This window comes from Saccharopolyspora mangrovi (assembly GCF_035320975.1).
GTDB lineage: Bacteria > Actinomycetota > Actinomycetes > Mycobacteriales > Pseudonocardiaceae > Saccharopolyspora > Saccharopolyspora mangrovi.
The window spans coordinates 46,366-66,525 of the sequence record NZ_JAWLNX010000020.1 but is presented as its reverse complement, the minus strand read 5'-3'; the positions used below and the strand labels follow the sequence as shown (position 1 = coordinate 66,525).

The 20,160-nt window shown below is 70.0% G+C and carries 23 protein-coding genes; 16 read left to right on the top strand and 7 right to left on the bottom strand.

Going from position 1 to position 20,160, the window contains the following annotated elements; all coding sequences use genetic code 11:
* Positions 1-292 precede the first annotated feature (292 nt).
* From R4I43_RS24820 to R4I43_RS24790, 7 genes are all read left to right on the top strand, one after another.
* A complete protein-coding gene (locus R4I43_RS24820; protein WP_324268107.1) occupies positions 293-1,468 on the top strand; it encodes an acyl-CoA dehydrogenase family protein in 1,176 nt (391 codons plus the stop codon).
* A gap of 104 nt (positions 1,469-1,572) precedes the next feature.
* Positions 1,573-2,661 carry an acyl-CoA dehydrogenase family protein gene (locus R4I43_RS24815; RefSeq protein WP_324268106.1) on the top strand — a complete coding sequence of 363 codons (1,089 nt, stop codon included), beginning with the start codon at positions 1,573-1,575 and terminating at the stop codon, positions 2,659-2,661.
* Entirely contained in the window at positions 2,658-4,247 is a 1,590-nt protein-coding gene (locus R4I43_RS24810) for a long-chain-fatty-acid--CoA ligase (RefSeq protein ID WP_324268105.1), read from the top strand. Before R4I43_RS24815 ends, R4I43_RS24810 begins: the two co-directional genes overlap by 4 nt.
* 105 nt (positions 4,248-4,352) lie before the next feature.
* Positions 4,353-5,510 (top strand): Rieske 2Fe-2S domain-containing protein, encoded by a 1,158-nt coding sequence (locus R4I43_RS24805; protein WP_324268104.1) that lies wholly within the window; start codon positions 4,353-4,355, stop codon positions 5,508-5,510.
* On the top strand, positions 5,507-5,806 hold the full coding sequence (locus R4I43_RS24800; protein ID WP_324268103.1) for a hypothetical protein: 300 nt from the start codon (positions 5,507-5,509) through the stop codon (positions 5,804-5,806). The genes R4I43_RS24805 and R4I43_RS24800 overlap by 4 nt, the downstream gene beginning before the upstream one ends.
* A gap of 104 nt (positions 5,807-5,910) precedes the next feature.
* Positions 5,911-6,537, top strand: a complete 627-nt coding sequence (gene kstR / locus R4I43_RS24795) for a cholesterol catabolism transcriptional regulator KstR (RefSeq protein ID WP_324268102.1) — start codon at positions 5,911-5,913, stop codon at positions 6,535-6,537.
* A 121-nt stretch (positions 6,538-6,658) separates the two neighbouring features.
* A complete protein-coding gene (locus R4I43_RS24790) occupies positions 6,659-7,231 on the top strand; it encodes a TetR/AcrR family transcriptional regulator (protein ID WP_324268101.1) in 573 nt (190 codons plus the stop codon).
* Here the strand turns inward: R4I43_RS24790 and R4I43_RS24785 are convergent.
* Together R4I43_RS24785 and R4I43_RS24780 are read right to left on the bottom strand one after the other, a co-directional pair.
* A complete protein-coding gene (locus R4I43_RS24785) occupies positions 7,197-8,195 on the bottom strand; it encodes an ABC transporter ATP-binding protein (RefSeq protein ID WP_324268100.1) in 999 nt (332 codons plus the stop codon). The two genes, R4I43_RS24790 and R4I43_RS24785, sit on opposite strands and share 35 nt — an antisense overlap.
* Before the next feature lie 23 nt (positions 8,196-8,218).
* Positions 8,219-8,980, bottom strand: coding sequence for a glucose 1-dehydrogenase (locus R4I43_RS24780; RefSeq protein ID WP_324268099.1), 762 nt, complete (start codon positions 8,978-8,980; stop codon positions 8,219-8,221).
* 169 nt (positions 8,981-9,149) lie between these two features.
* Here R4I43_RS24780 and R4I43_RS24775 point away from each other — a divergent pair, with 169 nt between their 5' ends.
* From R4I43_RS24775 to R4I43_RS24745, 7 genes are read left to right on the top strand one after another with little or no spacing between them, the layout of a single operon-like run.
* Positions 9,150-10,343: a cytochrome P450 gene (locus R4I43_RS24775; protein WP_324268098.1), complete on the top strand. Its 1,194-nt coding sequence runs from the start codon at positions 9,150-9,152 to the stop codon at positions 10,341-10,343.
* Between the two features lie 2 nt (positions 10,344-10,345).
* Positions 10,346-11,125 (top strand): SDR family oxidoreductase, encoded by a 780-nt coding sequence (locus R4I43_RS24770; RefSeq protein ID WP_324268097.1) that lies wholly within the window; start codon positions 10,346-10,348, stop codon positions 11,123-11,125.
* A complete protein-coding gene (locus tag R4I43_RS24765; RefSeq protein WP_324268096.1) occupies positions 11,122-12,477 on the top strand; it encodes a cytochrome P450 in 1,356 nt (451 codons plus the stop codon). The genes R4I43_RS24770 and R4I43_RS24765 overlap by 4 nt, the downstream gene beginning before the upstream one ends.
* Entirely contained in the window at positions 12,477-12,671 is a 195-nt protein-coding gene (locus R4I43_RS24760) for a ferredoxin (RefSeq protein ID WP_324268095.1), read from the top strand. The genes R4I43_RS24765 and R4I43_RS24760 overlap by 1 nt, the downstream gene beginning before the upstream one ends.
* Before the next feature lies 1 nt (position 12,672).
* Positions 12,673-13,224 (top strand): Cif family virulence factor, encoded by a 552-nt coding sequence (locus R4I43_RS24755; protein WP_324268094.1) that lies wholly within the window; start codon positions 12,673-12,675, stop codon positions 13,222-13,224.
* 23 nt (positions 13,225-13,247) lie between these two features.
* Complete coding sequence (locus R4I43_RS24750; protein WP_324268093.1) at positions 13,248-13,436, top strand: ferredoxin; 189 nt, start codon at positions 13,248-13,250, stop codon at positions 13,434-13,436.
* 4 nt (positions 13,437-13,440) lie between these two features.
* Positions 13,441-13,917: a nitroreductase family deazaflavin-dependent oxidoreductase gene (locus R4I43_RS24745; protein ID WP_324268092.1), complete on the top strand. Its 477-nt coding sequence runs from the start codon at positions 13,441-13,443 to the stop codon at positions 13,915-13,917.
* 84 nt (positions 13,918-14,001) lie between these two features.
* Here the strand turns inward: R4I43_RS24745 and R4I43_RS24740 are convergent, their stop codons facing one another.
* Genes R4I43_RS24740 through R4I43_RS24720 form a run of 5 tightly spaced genes read right to left on the bottom strand, consistent with a single transcriptional unit; the run spans position 14,002 to position 18,288 of the window.
* Positions 14,002-14,853 (bottom strand): LLM class F420-dependent oxidoreductase, encoded by an 852-nt coding sequence (locus R4I43_RS24740; RefSeq protein ID WP_324268091.1) that lies wholly within the window; start codon positions 14,851-14,853, stop codon positions 14,002-14,004.
* Positions 14,850-15,209, bottom strand: a complete 360-nt coding sequence (locus tag R4I43_RS24735) for a carboxymuconolactone decarboxylase family protein (RefSeq protein ID WP_324268090.1) — start codon at positions 15,207-15,209, stop codon at positions 14,850-14,852. Before R4I43_RS24735 ends, R4I43_RS24740 begins: the two co-directional genes overlap by 4 nt.
* A complete protein-coding gene (locus R4I43_RS24730) occupies positions 15,206-16,060 on the bottom strand; it encodes an NAD(P)-dependent oxidoreductase (RefSeq protein WP_324268089.1) in 855 nt (284 codons plus the stop codon). Before R4I43_RS24730 ends, R4I43_RS24735 begins: the two co-directional genes overlap by 4 nt.
* Positions 16,057-16,809 (bottom strand): SDR family oxidoreductase, encoded by a 753-nt coding sequence (locus R4I43_RS24725; RefSeq protein WP_324268088.1) that lies wholly within the window; start codon positions 16,807-16,809, stop codon positions 16,057-16,059. The genes R4I43_RS24730 and R4I43_RS24725 overlap by 4 nt, the downstream gene beginning before the upstream one ends.
* A 15-nt stretch (positions 16,810-16,824) precedes the next feature.
* Positions 16,825-18,288, bottom strand: coding sequence for an aldehyde dehydrogenase (locus tag R4I43_RS24720; protein ID WP_324268087.1), 1,464 nt, complete (start codon positions 18,286-18,288; stop codon positions 16,825-16,827).
* 172 nt (positions 18,289-18,460) lie between these two features.
* Here R4I43_RS24720 and R4I43_RS24715 point away from each other — a divergent pair, with 172 nt between their 5' ends.
* Together R4I43_RS24715 and R4I43_RS24710 are read left to right on the top strand one after the other, a co-directional pair.
* Positions 18,461-19,090, top strand: coding sequence for a PaaI family thioesterase (locus R4I43_RS24715; RefSeq protein WP_324268086.1), 630 nt, complete (start codon positions 18,461-18,463; stop codon positions 19,088-19,090).
* An 18-nt stretch (positions 19,091-19,108) separates the two neighbouring features.
* Positions 19,109-20,137, top strand: coding sequence for a ferredoxin--NADP reductase (locus R4I43_RS24710; RefSeq protein WP_324268085.1), 1,029 nt, complete (start codon positions 19,109-19,111; stop codon positions 20,135-20,137).
* Positions 20,138-20,160 lie beyond the last annotated feature (23 nt).

Here is a 20,160-nt window from a genome sequence, read left to right as displayed (position 1 = left end):
GCAGGAAATTCAGCCACAGCGCCGCGCAATGGTAGATAAAACCCGTTCTACACGATCGGACCTTTCGGTCACCTTCAGGTCACGGCGGCGACCACCCGGTGGCCCTGGTCACTCAACGAGCCGGAGCAACCCGGGGTCACTGCTCCATTCGGACGCGCCGCGACATCCTCTCTAGAACACGTTGCACATTCGATAGCGGAGCGGTGACCGTGTGGTCTCGACCTGATCGCGCGGCGCGGTCTATGATTTTAGAAACGTGTTTCACAAAGCGCGTCCCACCCCGGGAGGATGCATGCGCATCGCCTACACGCCCGAGCACGAGAAGCTGCGGGAGGAACTGCGCGCCTACTTCGCCGATCTGATGACGCCCGAGCTGCGCGAGGAGCTCTCGCAGGGCGACTACGGCGACGGCGGGGCCTACAAGCAGCTCGTGCGGCAGATGGGGGCCGACGGCTGGCTGGCGCTGGGCTGGCCCGAGGAGTACGGCGGGCAGAACCGCAGCATGCTGGAGCAGCTGATCTTCACCGACGAGGCCGCCATCGCGGGCGCACCGGTGCCGTTCCTGACGCTCAACAGCATCGCGCCCACGATCATGCGGTTCGGCACCGACGAGCAGAAGTCCCAGTTCCTGCCCGAGATCGCGGCAGGCGAGATCCACTTCGCCATCGGTTACTCCGAACCCGAGGCGGGCACCGACCTGGCCTCGCTGCGCACCACCGCGGTGCGCGACGGCGACGACTACGTGATCAACGGCCAGAAGATGTGGACCAGCCTGATCCAGTACGCCGACTACGTCTGGCTGGCCTGCCGCACCGATCCCGACGCGCGCAAGCACCGCGGGCTGAGCGTGCTCGTCGTGCCCACCTCCTCCCCCGGCTTCTCCTGGACCCCGGTGCGCACCGTGTCCGGGCCGACCACCAGCGCGACCTACTACTCCGACGTGCGGGTGCCGACGTCGTCGCTGGTGGGAACCGAGAACGAGGGCTGGCCGCTGGTGACCAACCAGCTCAACCACGAGCGCGTCGCGCTCACCTCCGCGGCTCCGCTGCAGCTGGCGCTGACCGAGGTGCGGGACTGGGCGGCGCAGACCCGGTTGTCCGACGGGCGGCGGGTCATCGACCAGGAGTGGGTGCAGCAGCACCTCGCGCGGGTGCACGCGGGCGCGGAGTTCCTGAAGCTGATGAACTGGAAGATCGCCACCACCGCCGAGAAGCACCCCGACCCGGCCGCCGCGTCGGCGACGAAGGTGTTCGGCACCGAGTTCGCCACCGAGGCCTACCGGCTGCTCATGGAGGTGCTGGGCACCGCCGCCTACGTGCGCTCGGGTTCGAAGGGCGCCGCGCTGGCCGGGCGCATCGAGCGGATGCACCGATCGGCGCTGATCCTCACCTTCGGCGGCGGGACGAACGAGGTGCAGCGCGACATCATCGCTGCCGTCGGCCTCGGCCTCCCTCCCGCGAAGCGCTGACCAGGACCAGTTCTCGCCAGAACTACCCGCGATCGAAGTCCTCTTCGCCCGGACGCTTCGGGCGCGAACTGCCCACTCCCGCACACCACCTCCCTGGAGGCGACATGGACTTCACCTTGACCGAGGCCCAGGAGGACCTGGCCGGGCTGGTCGGCCGCATCCTCGGCGACAGGGCCACCAACGAGCGGCTGCGCGAGGTCGAGAAGCAGGACGACCGCTTCGACCGGGCGCTGTGGGCTGAACTGGCCAAGGCCGACGTGCTCACCGCCGCGCTCCCCGAGGGCGGTTTCGGGTTGCTGGAGCAGTGCAGCGTGCTGATCGAGATCGGCCGCGCCGTGGCTCCGGTCCCCTACCTGCCGTCGATCACGATGGGCGCGACGACGCTGGCCGAATCCGGCACCGACGAGCACCGGCGGCGCTGGGTCGAACCCGCCGCGCGCGGCGAGGTCGTGCTCACCGCCGCGCTGACCGAGGACGGCGGCGCGGACCCCGGCTCCCCCACCACCCGCGCCGAGCGCGACGGGGATGACTGGGTGCTCACCGGCACGAAGGTCAACGTTCCCGCAGGTCCCATCGCCGATCTCGTGCTCGTTCCCGCCGCCACCGACGACGGACCCCGGATCTTCCTGGTCAGGCCCGGCGAGCCGGGTGCCGAGATGCAGCGGCAGGAGATCGTCGACGGCGACGGCGAGGGATGGCTGGCGCTGTCCGGCGTGCGCATCAGCGACGGGGACGTGCTCGGCGCCGAGGCGCTGCACCAGCTGATCGTCCGGGCGACGATCGGCGTGTGCGCGGTGCAGGTGGGCGTGCTCTCCGGTGCGCTGGAGCGGACCAGCGCCTACGCCGGCGAGCGGGTGCAGTTCGGCCGCCCGATCGGCAGCTTCCAGGCCGTCGCGCAACGGCTGGCCGACGGGTTCATCGACGTCGAAGCCGCCAAGCTGACGCTGTGGCAGGCCGCCTGGCTGGCCTCCGAAGGCCTGCCCTGCGCCGAAGAGGCCGCCACCGCGAAGTTCTGGGCCGCCGAGGCCGGACACCGGTTGGCGCACACCGCAGTTCACGTGCACGGCGGGGTGGGCATCGACCTCGACCACGAGCTGCACCGCTACTTCGTGGCGGCCAAGCGCGGCGAGTTCACCCTGGGGGGCGCGACCGCGCAGCTGCGCCGGATCGGCGCGGGCCTGGCGGCGCGATGAGCTCCCCGCTGGAGCGGCCGGAGGTCATGCCCACGATCACCGAACTGCTGCTGGCCAGGGCTGATGACCACAGCCCCGGGCTGCGCACCGACGACTGCGAGTGGACCTGGGCCGAGCACGTGCGGCACAGCGCCGAGCGCGCCGCGCTGCTGCGCGAGCTGCTGCCGGACGGCGAGCCGCCGCACGTCGGCGTGCTGCTGGACAACGTCCCGGAGTTCTCGTTCCTGCTGGGCGGCGCGGCGCTGTCGGGTTCGGTGGTGGTCGGCCTCAACCCGACCCGCCGGGGTGCCGCGCTGGAGCGCGACATCCGGCTGTCCGACTGCCGCATCGTGCTCGCCGACCCCGGGTACGCGCCCCTGCTGGAAGACCTTGCCCTGGAAGGGGTTCAGGTGTTCGCGCTGGACTCGTGGCGCCACGAGATCACCCACCGCGCAGGTTCGCCGCTGGATCCGGTGCCCGCCACCGGCGACGACCTGCTGGCCCTGGTGTTCACCTCCGGCACCGGTGGCGACCCGAAGGCGGTGCGCTGCACGCACGCCAAGATCGCCTTCCCGGGCCGGATGCTGGCGGACCGCTTCGGGCTCGGCGGCGCCGACGTCGCCTACGTCTCGATGCCGATGTTCCACTCCAACGCGCTGATGGCGGGCTGGTCGGTCGGCCTGGCCGCGGGGGCGGCCCTGGCGCTGCGGCCGAAGTTCTCCGCCTCGGGCTTCCTGCCGGACGTGCGCCGGTTCGGCGCGACCTACGCCAACTACGTCGGCACCCCGCTGTCCTACGTGCTGGCCACCCCGGAGAAGCCGGACGACGCCGAGAACCCGCTGCGCGTCGTCTACGGCAACGAGGGCAACCAGCGCGACATCGCCCGCTTCGCCGAGCGCTTCGGCTGCCACGTCGTCGACGGCTTCGGCTCCTCGGAGGGCGGCATCGCCGTCTCACGCACCCCGGACACCCCGGCGGGCGCGCTCGGCAAGGCCACCGACGGCGTGGCCGTCCTCGACCCGGACACCGGAAAGCCCTGCCCTCCTGCTGAATTCGACTCCGCCGGTAGGCTGCTCAACGGCGACGCGGCGATCGGCGAGCTGGTCAACACCACCGGCCCCGGCTGGTTCGCCGGTTACTACGGAGCCCCCGAGGCCGACGCGCAGCGGATGCGCGAGGGCATGTACTGGAGCGGCGATCTCGGCTACCTCGACGCCGACGGGTTCTGCTACTTCGCGGGGCGCTCGGGCGACTGGCTGCGGGTGGACGGGGAGAACCTCGGCACCGCCCCGATCGAGCGGATCCTGCTGCGCCACCCGCACATCCGCGAGGCCGCGGTGTACGCGGTGCCCGCGGAGGTGGGCGACGCGGTGATGGCGGCGATCACCACCACCGGGGACTTCGACCCGGCGTCGCTGGCGGACTTCCTGGCCGCGCAGGCGGATCTGGGCCCCAAGCAGTGGCCGAGCCACGTCCGGCTGGTGCCCGAACTGCCCCGGACCTCCACGCACAAGGTGCTCAAGCGGGAGCTGGCCGCCGAGGCGCTCAGCACGTCGGACCCGGTCTGGACCCGCGCGAGCGGCGGCTACGAACTCCACCTTCTATAACATGTTCTATTTTTCTTCCAATCGATCGACGTTAGCCAATGGCGTAGATGCCCCCTATTCCTATAACCTGTTTCACATACAACACGTGACTTACGGAGGGACGCGATGAGCGGGACGGAGCGTGAGCACGGGGTGCGCACGATCGATGCCGGTGCCCCGCCGCAACGGTTCGCCCGGGGGTGGCACTGCCTGGGCCCCGTCGAGGAGTTCCAGGACGGCAAGCCGCACGCCGTGCACGCCTTCGGCACCAAGCTGGTGGTCTTCGCCGACAGCCAGGGCGCGCTGCACGTGCTCGACGGCCACTGCAGGCACATGGGCGGCGACCTCACCCAGGGCGAGATCAAGGGCGACTCGGTGGCCTGCCCGTTCCACGACTGGCGCTGGGGCGGCAACGGGCGCTGCACCTCCATCCCCTACGCCAAGCGGGTTCCCGGCCGCGCCCGGACCCGCTCCTGGCTGACGCTGGAGGAGAACAAGCAGCTGTTCGTCTACCACGATCCGCAGGGCAACCCGCCCCCGCCGGAGGTCACGATCCCGCAGATCGACGAGGTCTTCACCGACGAGTGGTCGAACTGGACCTGGGACCGGGTGCAGATCGACAACTCCAACTGCCGCGAGATCATCGACAACGTCGTGGACATGGCGCACTTCTTCTACGTGCACTTCGCCTTCCCGACGTACTTCAAGAACATCTTCGAGGGGCACGTCGCCACCCAGTACCTGCGCTCGCGCGGCCGTCCCGACGTGGGCGCCTCGCAAGGCAACTACGCCGGTGACGACACGACGCTGCGCTCCGAGGCCAGCTACTACGGGCCGTCGTACATGATCAACCGGCTCTGGACCGAGTTCAAGGGCACGCCGATCGACGCCTTCCTGATCAACTGCCACTACCCGGTCTCGCCGACGAGCTTCGTGCTGCAGTGGGGTGTGTCGGTCAAGAAGCTGCCCGGGCTCGACGACGAGCAGGCCAACATGGTGGCCGGCAAGTTCGCCAAGTCCTTCGGCGTCGGCTTCCTGCAGGACGTGGAGATCTGGAAGAACAAGTCGCGCATCGACAACCCGCTGCTGGTGGAGGAGGACGGGCCGGTCTACCAGCTGCGCCGCTGGTACGACCAGTTCTACGTGGACGTCGAGGACGTCAGCGAGGAGATGACCGCCCGCTTCGAGTTCGAGGTCGACACCACGCGCGCCGTGCAGGCGTGGGAGGCCGAGGTCGCCGAGAACCTGGCCCGCCGCGAAGCCGAAGAGGTCGGCAAGTCATGACGGCCGCGCGCACCGACGTCCCGCCCAGCACCACCGCCGACCAGCGGCTGTACCTGGAGGGAGGCCTGCGCCCGCTGCCCTGCGCCACGTGCGGGGTGCGGGTGCTGGTCAAGAAGCTCAGCCCGGAGCAGACCAGCATCCAGTGGACGACCTCGACGGGCGAGTGCCCGGAGATCTCCGCCCGCATCGCCGACGGTGAGCACCCGGCGCTGGTCGACACCTGCCCGCGGTTGCGCGCCACGATCGAGCACGCCATCCGCGAAGGAATCCTCGAAGTCCCCGATACCGGCGAATGAGTTCGAAACGCAGGTGAAACGAGTTACCGAACGCACCGTGTTAACGTGATCTCGCGGTTGGCGCGATCCGCCTTTCCGCCAAGGGGCTAGGGGGCTCTGCGTCGATGACTTCTGCGGCCAACCGGAACGGCCAGGGCGCCAACGCGCTCAACGCGATGGCCGACGAGGAGCTCACCGCCACCGCCCAGCGCGACCGCCGCAAGCGGATCATCGACGCGACCATGACCCTGGCCGACAAGGGCGGGTTCGACGCGGTGCAGATGCGCGCCGTGGCCGAGCGCGCCGACGTCGCCCTGGGCACGCTCTACCGCTACTTCCCGTCCAAGATCCACCTGCTGGTGGCGAGCCTGGTCCGGGAGCTGGAGCGGATCCAGGAACGCCTGGACCGCTCCCCGGTCCGCGGTGATTCCCCCTACGAGCGACTGCTGTTCGTGCTCGGCCGGCTCACCCGCGCCTTCCAGCGCAACCCGAACCTCTCCGAGGCCGTCACCCGCGCGCTGATGTCGGCCGACGCCTCGGCGGCCACCGAGGTGGACGCGGCGAACCGGATGATGGAGGGCATGTTCATCGCGGTGATGAGCGATGGTGAGCCCAGCGAGGAGCAGGTGGCCGTGGCCCGGGTGATCGGCGACGTGTGGCTGTCGAACCTGGTGGCGTGGGTGACCCGGCGCGCCTCGGCCACCGACGTCTCCAACCGCCTGGAACTGACGGTCCGACTCCTCCTCCGATGAATTCCCACGACGTAGAACACGTTATCGGTTTGTGTCGCCCACGAGCGAATTCCGGGCAGTTCTCACACGGAGCGATGCGACCAGGAAATCACGTCGCGACTCCGGGCGTTAGGCTGATCGCATGACCGAGCCTGTGCGTCAGTTCGTCGAAGGTCGGCGTGCGGATACCGTTCGCCGGTTGTTGGACGCCACGGTCGAGGAGCTGGAGAGCCGCGGTTTCGGTTCGATGACCGTGCGGTCGGTGGCCGAGCGCGCCGAGGTCTCGCGCGCCACCGCCTACTCCTACTTCTCCTCCAAGGAGCACCTGGTCACGGCCGTGTTCTGGAAGCGGGTCCAGGCGTTGCCGCCGAGCGGCGAGGACCGCCGCACCGGCAAGCCGGGCGAGGACGTCGCGCAGGTGGTGGACACGATCGCGCGCATGCTGGCCGCCGAACCGGCCCTGGTGCGCGCCTGCACGACGGCGCTGCTGGCCGATCAGCAGGAGGTCAAGCGGCTGCGCGACGAGATCGGCCGCGAGGTCTACCGGCGGTTGACCGACGCGGTCGGCGACGCCGACCGCTCGGCGCTGGAGGCCGTGATGACGGCGTTCGTGGGATCGCTCGTGCTGGCGGGCAGCGGTTATCTGCCGATGGAGGAGATGGCCTCGCACGTGGCGGGCATCACCGACCGGGTGTTGCCGCCGGCTGGGAGTTGATGCTGCGCAGCACGCTGTCGCGAGCCGCGGGCGGGAGTTCGTCGAGCATGCCCAGCACCCGGTCCTGCCTGCGCCGCACGGCTTGACGTTCCGGCAACCCGTCGCTGACCGGCAGCTGCGGCGGCACGCCGGTGACCCGCTGCTCGGCGGCGATCCGGCCGCTGGCCAGCCACTGCCGCTCGCGGTCGACGCTGGCCTGGTCCTTCTCCTCGCTCATCCCGATCGGCCCGGTCCGGTGCCCGCCGAGGAACTGCGAGACCACCGGTTCCTCGCTGGTCAGCAGCACTTCGCGGGGTCCGAACAGGACGAGTTCCCGGCGGAAGAGCATGCCGAGGTTGTCGGGCACGGTCCGCGCGACGTTGATGTTGTGGGTGACGATCAGGATCGTGGCGTCGAGCTGGGCGTTGAGGTCGATCAGCAGTTGCGAGAGGTAGGCGGTGCGCACGGGGTCGAGCCCGGAGTCCGGCTCGTCGCAGAGGATGATCTCCGGGTCCAGCACCAGCGCGCGGGCCAGTCCGGCGCGCTTGCGCATGCCGCCGGAGATCTCGCCGGGCAGCTTGTCCTCGGCACCGGTGAGCCCGACCATCTCCATGCGTTCCAGCACGATTCGGCGGATCTCCGCCTCGGTCTTGCGGGTGTGCTCGCGCAGCGGGAACGCGACGTTGTCGAACAGGTCCATCGACCCGAACAGCGCGCCGTCCTGGAACAGCACCCCGAAGAGCTTGCGGATCTCGTAGAGCTCGTCCTCACCGCACGAGCAGATGTCGACGCCGTTGACCAGGCACCGCCCGCTCTCCGGTTTCAGCAGCCCGATCATCGACTTCAGGAACACCGACTTCCCGGTCCCCGAGGGACCCAGCAGCGCTGAGACCTCCCCCGCGGGCAGCGTGAAGTCCACGTCCCGCCAGATCGTCTGCGGCCCGAAGGACTTGCTCAACCCCTCGATCACGACCTCGGCGCCCATACCGCGCTCCTCACGTCGACGTGTCAGCGGCGGTAGTAGGCGTGGGTGGCCGTGGCCCCGCCGTCGGCCACGAACTCCGCACCGGTGCAGTAGGTGCTCTCCTCGCTCGCCAGGAAGACCACCAGGCCGACGATGTCCTCGGGCTGGCCGATGCGGCCGAGCGGAACCATCTCGCCGATCGGGGTGAGATCGGTGCCCTCGCCGGTGAACTGCCGGGTCATGCCGGTGTCGAACATGCCCGGGTGCACGGAGTTGACCCGGATGTTGCGCGGGCCCAGCTCGGTCGCGGCGGCCTTGGTCATGCCGCGGATGGCGAACTTGCTCGCGGTGTAGGCCACCAGCTGCGGCATGCCACCGATGCCCTCGACCGAGGAGAAGTTCACGATCGACCCGCCCCCGGCCGAGGTCAGCGCCGGTGTCGCGGCGCGCATGCCGAGGAAGGTGCCGAACTGGTTGACCCGCACGATGCGCTCGTAGTCGGCCAGCGAGGTGTCCTCCAGCGCGGAGAACATCAGCACGCCGGCGTTGTTGACCAGGACGTCGAGCCGGCCGAAGCGTTCGGTGGCGCGGTCGACCGCGGCGGTCCAGTCGTGCTCGTCGGAGACGTCGAGGTGCACGTAGCTCGCGGATTCGCCGAGCTCGTCGGCGAGTTCCTTGCCCGGTGCGTCGAGGATGTCGCCGATGACCACCGAGGCACCTTCGGCGACGAAGCCGCGCGCGATGGCCGCGCCTTGCCCTCGTGCCGCGCCGGTGACCAGTGCGACCTTTCCCGCGAGCCGTCCCATTCGCCGCCCTCCCTGCCGAGCCGAACCCGTCCGCAGTCGAGACTAGAACACGTTCTCGACATAAGGGAACCCACCTCGCAATATGGGGCGATAACCGGATGAACTTGTTCTCGATTCAGCCGAGAGCGGGCTTGCCGAGGGGGAACTTTCCGTACTAGCGTCTGGACACATGTCCAGTGATGTCGTGTTCAGCCCCTACGACTACGCCGTGCACTCCGACCCGTACCCGATCTACGCGCGGCTGCGCGACGAGGCGCCGGTCTACCGCAACGACGAGCTCGACTTCTGGGCGCTGTCACGCCATTCCGACGTCGCAGCGCTGTTCCGGGACAACACGCGGCTGTCCAACGCCAACGGCGTCTCGCTGGACCCCGCGGCCTGGGGACCCGACGCGCACAAGACGATGTCGTTCCTCGGCATGGACGATCCCCGGCACAACCGGCTGCGCTCGCTGGTCTCGCGCGGGTTCACCCCGCGCCGGGTCCGCGACCTGCAACCCCGCATCCTCGAACTGGCCCGCCACCACCTGCTCCCGGCGCTGAAATCCGGCGAGTTCGACTTCGTCGCCGACTTCGCGGGCAAGTTCCCGATGGACGTCATCTCCGAGCTCATGGGCGTCCCGGAAGCCGACCGCGACCGGCTGCGGGAACTCGCCGACACCGTGATGCACCGCGAGGAAGGCGTTTTCGACGTTCCGCAGCCGGCGGTGGAGGCCTCCCTGAACCTGGTGGCCTACTACGCCGACATGCTCGCCGAACGTCGCCGCGAGCGCACCGACGACCTCACCTCCGCGCTGCTGGACGCCGAGATCGACGGCGACCGGCTCAGCGACGAGGAGATCATCGCGTTCCTGTTCATGATGGTCGTCGCCGGAAACGAGACCACGACGAAACTGCTGGCCAACGCCGTGTACTGGGCTCACCGCAACCCCGGCGAGCAGGCCAAGCCGTTCGCCGACCCGACCCGGGTCACCGACTGGATCGAGGAGACGCTGCGCTACGACACCTCCAGCCAGATGGTCGCCCGCACCGCCACCGAGGACATCCGCTCGCACGGCACCACGATCCCGGCCGGATCCCGCGTGCTGCTGCTGATCGGGGCGGCCAACCGCGATCCGCGCGCCTTCGACGACGCCGACCGCTACGACCTCGACCGCAGCACCGACACCCAGATCGTCAGCTTCGGCGGCGGCACGCACTTCTGCCTCGGCGCGCACCTGGCGCGGCTGGAGGCGCGGATCGCGCTCACCGAATTCGTCGAGCTGGTCAAGTCCTACGACGTCGACACCGACCGCGCCCAGCGGGTGCACTCCAGCAACGTGCGCGGCTTCGCGACGCTGCCCGTCCGCGTGGAAAGCAGGTAGCCATGCCCAGATTCGAACCGAACCCGCAGCGCAGGCCGACCGCGATCGCCGGCGCCTCGGCCGGCATCGGCGCCGCCACCGCGCAGGCGCTGGCCGCGTCCGGTCACCCGGTGGCGCTCGGCGCGCGTCGCCTCGACAAGTGCCAGGAGCTGGCCGAGAAGATCTGCGCCGACGGCGGTCAGGCCATCGCCGTGCCGCTGGACGTCACCGACGAGGACTCGGTCAGCGCCTTCGTCACCAGGTCCGCCGACGAGCTCGGCGACATCGAGATCCTGGTCTACGGGGCGGGCGACCTCGACGCCGACCTGGTGCACGAGATGGACGGCGAGCGCTTCCACGGGCAGCTCGACGTCCACCTCGGCGGCGCGCACCGGCTGGTGTCCCGGGTGGTGCCCGGCATGGTGGAGCGCAAGCGCGGCGACGTGGTGTTCATCGGCTCCGACGTGGTCCCCAAGCCCCGACCCCGGATGGGCGCCTACGTGCCCGCCAAGGCCGGGCTGGAGGCGATGGCGCGCACCATGCGCATGGAGCTGGAGGGCACCGGCGTGCGCGCGAGCGTCGTGCGACCCGGCCCCACGTTCACCTCGATGGGCATGCAGTGGGACGACGAGACCACCGAGGCCGTGCTCAACGACTGGGTCAAGTGGGGCCTGGCGCGGCACCCGTACTTCCTGCGCGCCTCCGACATCGCCGACGCCGTGCACCACGTGGTGTCGGCTCCGCGCGGCGTGCACCTGACGTTGATCGAGGTCGAGCCCGAGGCACCCCTGGAGGACCGATGACCCTGCTCGCTCCGAAACAGGTTTCCGGTGGCCACGACGAGCACGGCCACCTCGAGGAGTTGCGCACCGACCCGATCGCGCTGATGCGCCGGGTCCGCGAGGAGTGCGGCGACGTGGGCACCTTCGACCTGGCCGGGCGCCGGGTGGTGCTGCTGTCGGGCGCCGACGCCAACGAGTTCTTCTTCCGCTCCTCCGACGACGACCTGGACCAGGCCGCCGCCTACCCGTTCATGAGGCCGATCTTCGGGCCGGGCGTGGTGTTCGACGCCCCGCCGGAGCGGCGCAAGGAGATGTTGCACAACCAGGCGCTGCGCGGTGAGCAGATGCGCGGGCACGCCCAGACCATCGACGCCGAGATCGCGCGCATGGTGGCCGGTTGGGGCGACGAGGGCGAGATCGACCTGCTGGACTTCTTCGCCGAGCTGACCATCTACACCTCCTCGGCGTGCCTGATCGGCAAGCGGTTCCGCGACCAGCTCGACCACCGCTTCGCCGAGCTCTACCACGACCTGGAGCGCGGCACGGACGCGCTGGCCTACGTCGACCCGCACGCGCCGATCGAGAGCTTCCGGCGCCGCGACGAGGCGCGGGCCGGTCTGGTGCGGCTGGTGCAGGAGATCATGGACGGCCGCGCCGCCGCCGGGAAGCCGCCGCGCGACGAGCGGGACATGCTCGACGTGCTGATGTCGGTCAAGGACGAGGTCGGCGAGCTGCGGTTCAGCGCCGACGAGATCACCGGCATGTTCATCTCGATGATGTTCGCCGGGCACCACACCAGCTCCGGAACGGCCGCGTGGACGCTGATCGAGCTGCTGCGCAACCCCGGCGTGCTCGACGGGGTGGTGGGCGAGCTCGACGAGCTCTACGCCGACGGTTCCGAGGTGAGCTTCCGCTCGCTGCGCGCGATTCCGCGGCTGGAGGGGGCGATCAAGGAGGCGTTGCGGCTGCACCCGCCGCTGATCCTGCTGCTGCGGGTCGCCCAGGGCGACTTCGACGTCCGGGGACATCGCATCGAGCGGGGTGATTTCGTGGCGGCCACGCCGGCGATCTCCAACCGGATCCCGGAGGACTTCCCCGATCCCGACGCCTTCCGCCCGGAGCGCTATGCCGAGCCGCGCCAGGAGGACCTGGTCAACCGCTGGACGTGGATCCCCTTCGGCGCCGGTCGGCATCGCTGCGTCGGTGCGGCTTTCGCGATGATGCAGCTCAAGGCCATCTTCTCGGTGCTGCTGCGGGACTTCGAGTTCGAGCTGGCGCAGCCACCGGAGTCCTACCGCAACGACCACTCGAAGATGGTCGTCCAGCTCGCCCAGCCGTGCCGGGTGACCTACCGCCGCCGGAAGGAGTCGTGATGCGAGTCGTGTGCGACCTCGACCTGTGCCAGGGGCACGCGATGTGCGAGCTGGAGGCGCCGGAGGTGTTCTCGGTGCCCAAGCGGGGCAAGGTCGAAGTGCTGGTCAGCGAGCCGCCGGCGGATCTGCGCGGCGAGGTCGAACGTGCTGTGCGGGAGTGTCCCACGCAGGCTTTGAGCATCGAGGAGGCTTGACATGCCCGCACACCCTCGGGAAGAACTGGAGCGCATGGTCCAGCTCTGGCTGGACGAGAACGAGCGGTGCGAACGGCTCGGCGACTGGAAACCGTTGGCGCAGCTCTACACCGAGGACGCCACCTACGGCTGGAACACCGGGCCCAACGAGGACTTCATGACGGTGGGCCGCGACGAGATCCGCGACATCGCCCTGGGCGTGGAGATGGAGGGCCTGCAGGGCTGGAGCTACCCGTACGAGCGGGTGCTCATCGACGACGAGCAGGGTGAGGTGATCGGGTTGTGGAAGCAGATCGCCGACGCGAAGCGACCCGACGGCACGCCGTACCAGGTCGCGGGCATCGGCGGCAGCTGGTTCCGCTACGGCGGGAACATGCGGTGGTCGTGGCAGCGGGACTTCTTCGACTTCGGCAACGCCGCGCACCTCTTCCTGGAGATGATCAAGGCCGACGTGCTCTCACCCGGCATGAAGAAGCGCATGGAGGTCGCCGCGTCCGGCGTGCCGCAGCCCGGTCACTACCGCAGGGGCACGGCGCCGGTCGAGCTGTGGTGATCCGCGAGAGAACGGGAGTGCTGATGAAGATCGTGGTCGACTTCGACCTGTGCGAGGCCAACGGCATGTGCGAGGCCGTGGCGCCCGACGTCTTCGAGATCGATGAGGACGACAACCTCCACATCATCGCCGAACCCACGGCCGAGCTGCGGGATTCCATCGAGCAGGCCGTGCAGTCCTGCCCGAAGGCCGCGCTGTCGCTGGAGGACTGAGCGGATGCCGAAAGAACGCCCACCGCAGCTGGATTCGCCGATGGTCGGCAAGGTCATCAAGGTGGCCTCGCGGGCCAACACGAAGCTCTACCGGCTCACCGGCGGGAGGCTGGGCGGGAACTGGCGCATCGGCGCCGGTTTCCGCAAGAGCGTTCCGATCTGCCTGCTCACCACCACCGGCCGTCGCAGCGGTCAGCCCCGCACCGCACCGCTGCTGCACATGTCCGACGGCGACCGGGTCGTCCTGGTCGCCTCGCAGGGCGGCCTGCCCCAGCACCCGGCCTGGTACCACAACATCAGGGCGAACCCCGAGGTCACGGTCCAGATCAAGCGCGACGTCCGCCGGATGCGCGCCCGCACGGCCAGCCCGCAGGAGCGGGCCGAGCTGTGGCCCCGCCTGGTCGAGATGTACGCGGACTTCGACGACTACCAGTCCTGGACCGAGCGCGAGATCCCCGTGGTGATCTGCGAACCCACCTGACCGGGCGACCATTTCAAATTTCGCGAGAAATTCGACCGCTGCACGGCGCCGTCGAATTTCTCGCGAAATTGTGAGAGCTTCGTCCTACCGGGTGATGTTGAGCTTGCCGGCGAGGCGCTGGAAGTACTCCGCGACCCACTGCTCGCCCTTCTCGGGGAAGCCGAAGAGGACTTCGGTGACACCGATCTGCTCCCAGCGGGCCAGCGCGTCGAAGTCGGGTTTTCCGGAGAGCGCCACGATCTGCGGCTTGCCTTCGCGCCCGGCTTCCTTCCAGGTGCGTTGCAGCAGGGCGACCTTGTCGTCGATCTCGCCTTCGGTGGGGGTGGTGATCCAGCCGTCGGCGGACCGGGCGATCCAGGTGAAGGTCTTCTCCGTGCCGCCGGCGCCGATGAGCACCGGGGGCCGCGGTTGCTGGATCGGCTTGGGCCAGGCCCAGCTGGGCCCGAAATCGACGTGCTCGCCGTGGTATTCGGCTTCCTCCTCGCACCACAGCTGCTGCATGGCCTCGACGTACTCGCGCAGCACGGTGCGCCGCTTGGCCTTGGGGACGCCGTGGTGGGTGAGCTCGTCGATGTTCCAGCCGAAGCCCGCCCCCAGGCTCACCCGGCCGCCGGAGAGGTGGTCGAGGGTGGCGATGGTCTTGGCGAGGGTGATCGGGTCGTGCTCGACCGGCAGCGCGACCGCGGTCGCGAGCCGGATCCGCGAGGTCACCGCGGCGACCATCGACAGCGCCACCCACGGGTCCAGCGTCCGCAGGTAGCGGTCGTCGGGGAGCTCCTCGGTCCCGGTGCCGGGGTGCGCGGCCTCGCGCTTGACCGGGATGTGGGTGTGCTCGGGCACCCAGAAGGAGTCGAAACCGGCCTCCTCGGCGGCTTTCGCCGCGATCGCGGGCGGGAGGCCGCGGTCGCTGGTGAACTGCACGATGCCGTACTTCATGTGTGGTCCTCCTCGCCGAGGATCTTCTCGATGCGCATGGTGAACTTGGTGCCCAGCGGCCAGCCGACGTAGTGGGTCAGGAACAACCCGATCTCGCGCAGCTGCTCGGCGTCGAGCTCGTCGTTGCCCAGCGCGGCCCGCACCTGGATGTCGGCGACGTCGTCGAGGCCCTGCGCGGCCAGCGCGCCCAGCAGCAGCAGCCGCCGGTCGCGCAGGCTCAGGCCTGGCCGGGACCAGATCTCGGCGAAGAGGTGGTCGACGGTGACGGCGAAGAAGTCACCGGGTCCGTCGGAAACGTCCCAGCCGTAGACCTCACCCATCTTGGCCAGGCCGCGTTTGCGCTGCTCATCGCTCATGTCGCCTCCCGTGCGACGCCGAGTTCGGCGGCCAGGTCGCGCAGCGCGCGGCCGGCCAGCGGCAGCTCGACGCCGAGCCGCTCGCCGAGCCGCAGGGCCAGCGCGAGGTCCTTCTCGCCGAGGTCGCGGACGTTGCTGAAGATCGGGTACCAGTCGTCCGATGCCGACAGCTGCGCGGTGTCGGTGCGCAGCATGATCGCGCCGGGTCCGCCGGTGATCGCGTCGGTGTGCCGCACGATCTCGCCGAGCTCGCGCAGGTCCACACCGGCCGCCTCGGCCAACCGCTGCGCTTCCGCGGTGGCGGCGAAGGACACGAAGTGCAGCAGGTTGCGGGCGAGCTTGCAGCGGGTCCCGGACCCGACCTCGCCGGTGTGCACCACGCGCCCGGCCCAGTGCTCGAACACCGCTGCGCATCGGCTGAAGGCCTCCTCCGCGCCTCCGACCATCACCGCGAGGTTGCCCTGATCGGCCCCCATCGGTCCTCCGCTGACGGGAGCGTCCACCACGGCGACCTCGCGCATCTCGGCCAGTTCGGCGAGCCGGGGCGCGGTGGTCTCGTCGATGGTGGAGTGGATCGCCAGGACCGTCCCCTCAGCGGCACCCGCCAGCAGCCCTTCCGGGCCGCACACCACCTCTTCGACCTGCGCGTCGTCGCGCACCATCACCGAGATGACCTCGGCGTGCCGGGCCACCTCGGCGGGTGTGGTCGCCGCGCGGGCGCCCCGGTCGACGAACTCGGCGACGACCTCGGGCCGCAGGTCGTGCACGACGAGGCCGTCCGGCCAGTCCAGGAGCGTGCGGGCCATCGGGGCGCCGATGTGGCCGAGGCCGACGAAACCGACCGCGCTCACGAGCGGATCACCTGCCCGCCGTCGACGTTGAAGATCTGCCCGGTCACCCACGCGGCGTCGTCCGACAGCAGGAACAGGCACATGCCCACCAGGTCCTCGGGCTGCCCCATGCGCTTCAACGCCATCCCCCTGACCAGCGCCTTCACCATGTTCGGCGGGGTGGTCTCGCGGGTGGCCTCGGTGTCGATCGGCCCCGGGGCGATGGCGTTGATCCGCACGCCCATGCCACCGATCTCGTGCGCGAGCTGCTGGGTCAGGCCGTTGACCGCGACCTTGGCCAGCCCGTAGAAGCCGGAGTACACCCAGGCCGCCGTGGAGGACTGGTTGACGATCGAGCCACCGCCGCGTTCCTGCATGTGCGGCACGCAGGCGCGGGCGCACAGCAGCGCGCCGTCCATGTTCACGCCCAGGAACTTCTTGTAGTAGTCCCAGTCCACCGTGTACAGCAGGTCGAGCTTCATGCCGCCGTAGATGGCGGCGTTGTTCACCAGGTGATCGATCCCGCCGAACCGCTGCACCGCGAAATCGGCCATCGCCGCGGTCGATTCCGGCGAGGAGACGTCGACTTCCACGAACGCCGCGCTGCCGCCGTCGGCGTTGATCTCCGCGGCGACCTTCTCCCCCGCTGCGGTGTTGAGGTCGGCGACCACCACGTGCGCGCCCTCGGTGGCCAGCGCACGGGCGTAGGCCTCGCCGATGCCCTGCGCGGCCCCGGTGACCACGGCGACCTTGCCCTCGAAACGCCCCATCGCGTCCTCCTCGCTCTACGCCGGTTCGGCGATCAGCTTGGTCTCCAGGTATTCCTCGAAGCCCGCGACACCCATCTCGCGGCCGATGCCCGACTGCTTGTAACCACCGAACGGCGCGTCGGCGCCGTACCAGACGCCACCGTTGACGCTGATCGTCCCGGTGCGGATGCGGGACGCCACGGCCCGCGCCCGCTCCAGGTCCTGGCCGTGCACCGCACCCGAAAGGCCGTAGGGCGAGTCGTTGGCGATGCGCACCGCGTCGTCGTCGCCGTCGTGGGGCATGATCCCCAGCACCGGCCCGAAGATCTCCTCGCGAGCCACCCGGGAGTCGTTGGTCAGCCCGGTGATGAGCGTCGGTTCGACGAAGAACCCGCGGTCCCGCTCCGCCCGGCCACCACCGCAGGCGAACTGGCCGCCTTCCTGTCGGGCCAGTTCCAGGTAGCCCTCCACCCGCTCCCGCTGACGCGCGGAAATCACCGGTCCGCACACGGTTCCGGGCTCGTCGGGGTCACCCACGCCGATGCCGCGCAGCGCTTGGGCCGTCACCTCCACCGCCTCGTCGTAGCGGGCGCGGGGCACCAGCAGCCGCGTGGTGAGCGCGCACCCCTGCCCCGCGTGGGTGCAGACGGTGAAGGCCGCCAAGCCGCAGGCCGCGGCCAGGTCGGCGTCGTCGAGGACGACGAACGCCGACTTCCCGCCCAGTTCCAGGAAGGTGCGCTTGATGCCCGGCGCGGCTGCCGCCATCACCGCACGACCGGTGGCGGTCGATCCGGTGAACGACACCAGGTCCACCCGCTCATCGGACGACAGTTGCGCGCCGAGCGCGTGATCGTCCGAGGTCACGATGTTGACCACACCTGGCGGGATGTCGGTCTCGTTCAGCAGGACCTCCCCCACCGCCGCCGCGCACCACGGCGTGTCCGGGGCGGGTTTGAGCACCACCGAGTTGCCCGCCGCCAGCGCCGGACCGAGCTTGGCGAGGTTGATCTGGTGCGGGAAGTTCCACGGCGTGATCGCCGCGACCACGCCGACGGCCTCGCGCCGGGTCCACCGCCTGCTCGGCATCCCCATCGGCTCGGCGACGCCGAGGTCGCGGGTCCACTCGTAACCGGCGGCCACGTCGGCGAAGTGGGCGAGGTCGGCGATCGGCGCGTCCAGCTGGGCACCACCGGTCAGGAACCGCGGCGCCCCGGCCTCGGCGATCGTCAGCTCCCGCAACTCCTCGGCGTGGCCCTGCAGCGCCGCGCTGAGCTGCTTCAAGCAGCGCACGCGCAGGTCGAGGTCGCGGGACCACTCCGTCTCGTCGAACGCCCGCCGCGCGGCCCCGATCGCCCGGTCCAGGTCGGCGGTGGTCGCGTTGGCCGCCGTGCCGAGCACTTCTTCGGTGGCGGGATTCGCGGTTTCGAACCGCCCTCCGGAGCCGGGGATGGATTCACCGTCGACCAGCAGGTTCGACGACTTGTCGGTCCAGACGCTCATCGGCAACACATCCGGTTTCTAGACACCTGTCAAGACTAAGGTCCATCTTTGCCGCCCACAAGGCCGGTCGGCAATAGAACCGGTTGCCCCTCTTCCGGCGAGCTCCCGTTGACACAGCATAATCGAGCCGTAGAACATGTTCTAGATATTCGGCGCACGAGGGGACCACCGGATGACCGACAGAACACCAGGCGCGACCTCGCTACCGGCGGCCGGACCGGTCCCGGTCATCCCGGAGATCCCGGCCGGAACGACCCTGCTGGCCGGACGGGCCCGCGAACTCGCCGAGGCCGCGGTCTTCACCGACGCCGACGCCGACGCGCTGCAGCGAGCCGCCGAGCACGTCGCCGCCGCCACGGCGCTGCTGCGCGGGCGCACCAGGGAGAAACCGCTGCTGCTGTCCTACGTGGACGGACACCAGGTCAGCGTGCACAACCCGGTGGAAGGCCCCGGCAACCCCCTCGCGCCGCCGATGGTGGGCCTGGAGATCGACGAGTCCGGGACAACCTCCTCGACCGCGCTGCTCAGCGCCGCCTACGAGGGGCCTCCCGGGCGGGTGCACGGCGGCTGGGTGGCCTCGCTGCTGGACCACGCCGTGGGCCGCGCGGTGGCGGTCGCCGGTCACCCGGCGATGACGGTGTCGCTGACCGTGGACTACCGGCGCGGCACCCCGCACGGCGTGCCGCTGACCATCAACGCGCGGTTCACCGGCGAAGAGGGCCGCAAGGTCTTCGCCACCGCCGAGATCGTCGCCGACGGCGAGATCACGGCCGAGGCCAGCGCGATCCTGGTGACCTACTGACCAGCGAGGAGACTTGCGATGCCTGAGTTCCACCGGCTGCGGGTGGCCGAGGTCGTCGAGGAGACGGCCGACGCCCGCTCTGTGGTCTTCGACGTCGACACCACCCGCTTGCCCTACCGGCCGGGTCAGTTCCTGACGCTGCGGATCCCCAGCGACCGCTGCGGATCGGTCGCCCGCGCCTACTCGCTGTCGAGCTCGCCGGCCACCGACGGGCGGCTGGCGGTCACGGTCAAGCGCACCACCGACGGTTACGCCTCGAACTGGATCTGCGACAACGTCGCCGCGGGCACCGAGCTGGACGTGCTGGAACCGGCCGGGGTGTTCACCCCGAAGTCGCTGGAGACCGACCTGCTGCTGTTCGCCGCGGGCAGCGGTGTCACGCCGATCATGTCGATCCTGAAGTCCGCGCTGGCCACCGGTTCCGGGCGGATCGTGCTGGTGTACGCCAACCGGGACGAGAGGTCGGTGATCTTCGCGCGCGAGCTCACCGAGCTCGCCGCCGCGCACCCCGAGCGGCTGCTGGTCCTGCACTGGCTGGAGTCGGTGCAGGGGCTGCCCACGCAGGAGGCGCTGCAGTCGCTGGCCGGGGCGTTCCCGGAGCACGACGCGTTCATCTGCGGGCCGAAGCCGTTCATGGACGCGACCCGAAAGGCACTGCGCGAGGCGGGCTTCCCGAAGTCCGCGATCCACCTGGAGCGCTTCGCGTCGCTGGCGGGCAACCCGTTCGACAACGCCACGCCCGCCGAACCGGCGGCCGACGAGTCCCGGCCGGAGGACTCGGTGGTCGAGGTGACGATCGACGGCGAGGCCCACACCTTCACCTGGCCCGCCGACAAGCGGCTGCTGGACCTGCTCAAGGAGAACGGCCTCCAGGCCCCCTCCTCCTGCGCCGAGGGCATCTGCGCGGCGTGCGAGTGCCGGGTGACCGAGGGCGAGGTCACGATGGTCAACAACCAGGTCCTGGAGCAGGAGGACCTCGACGACGGCTACCGCCTGGCCTGCCAGTCGCTGCCGAAGACCCCGAAGGTCAAGGTCGACTACGACTGATCCGCCCGAGGAGGTGTAGAACT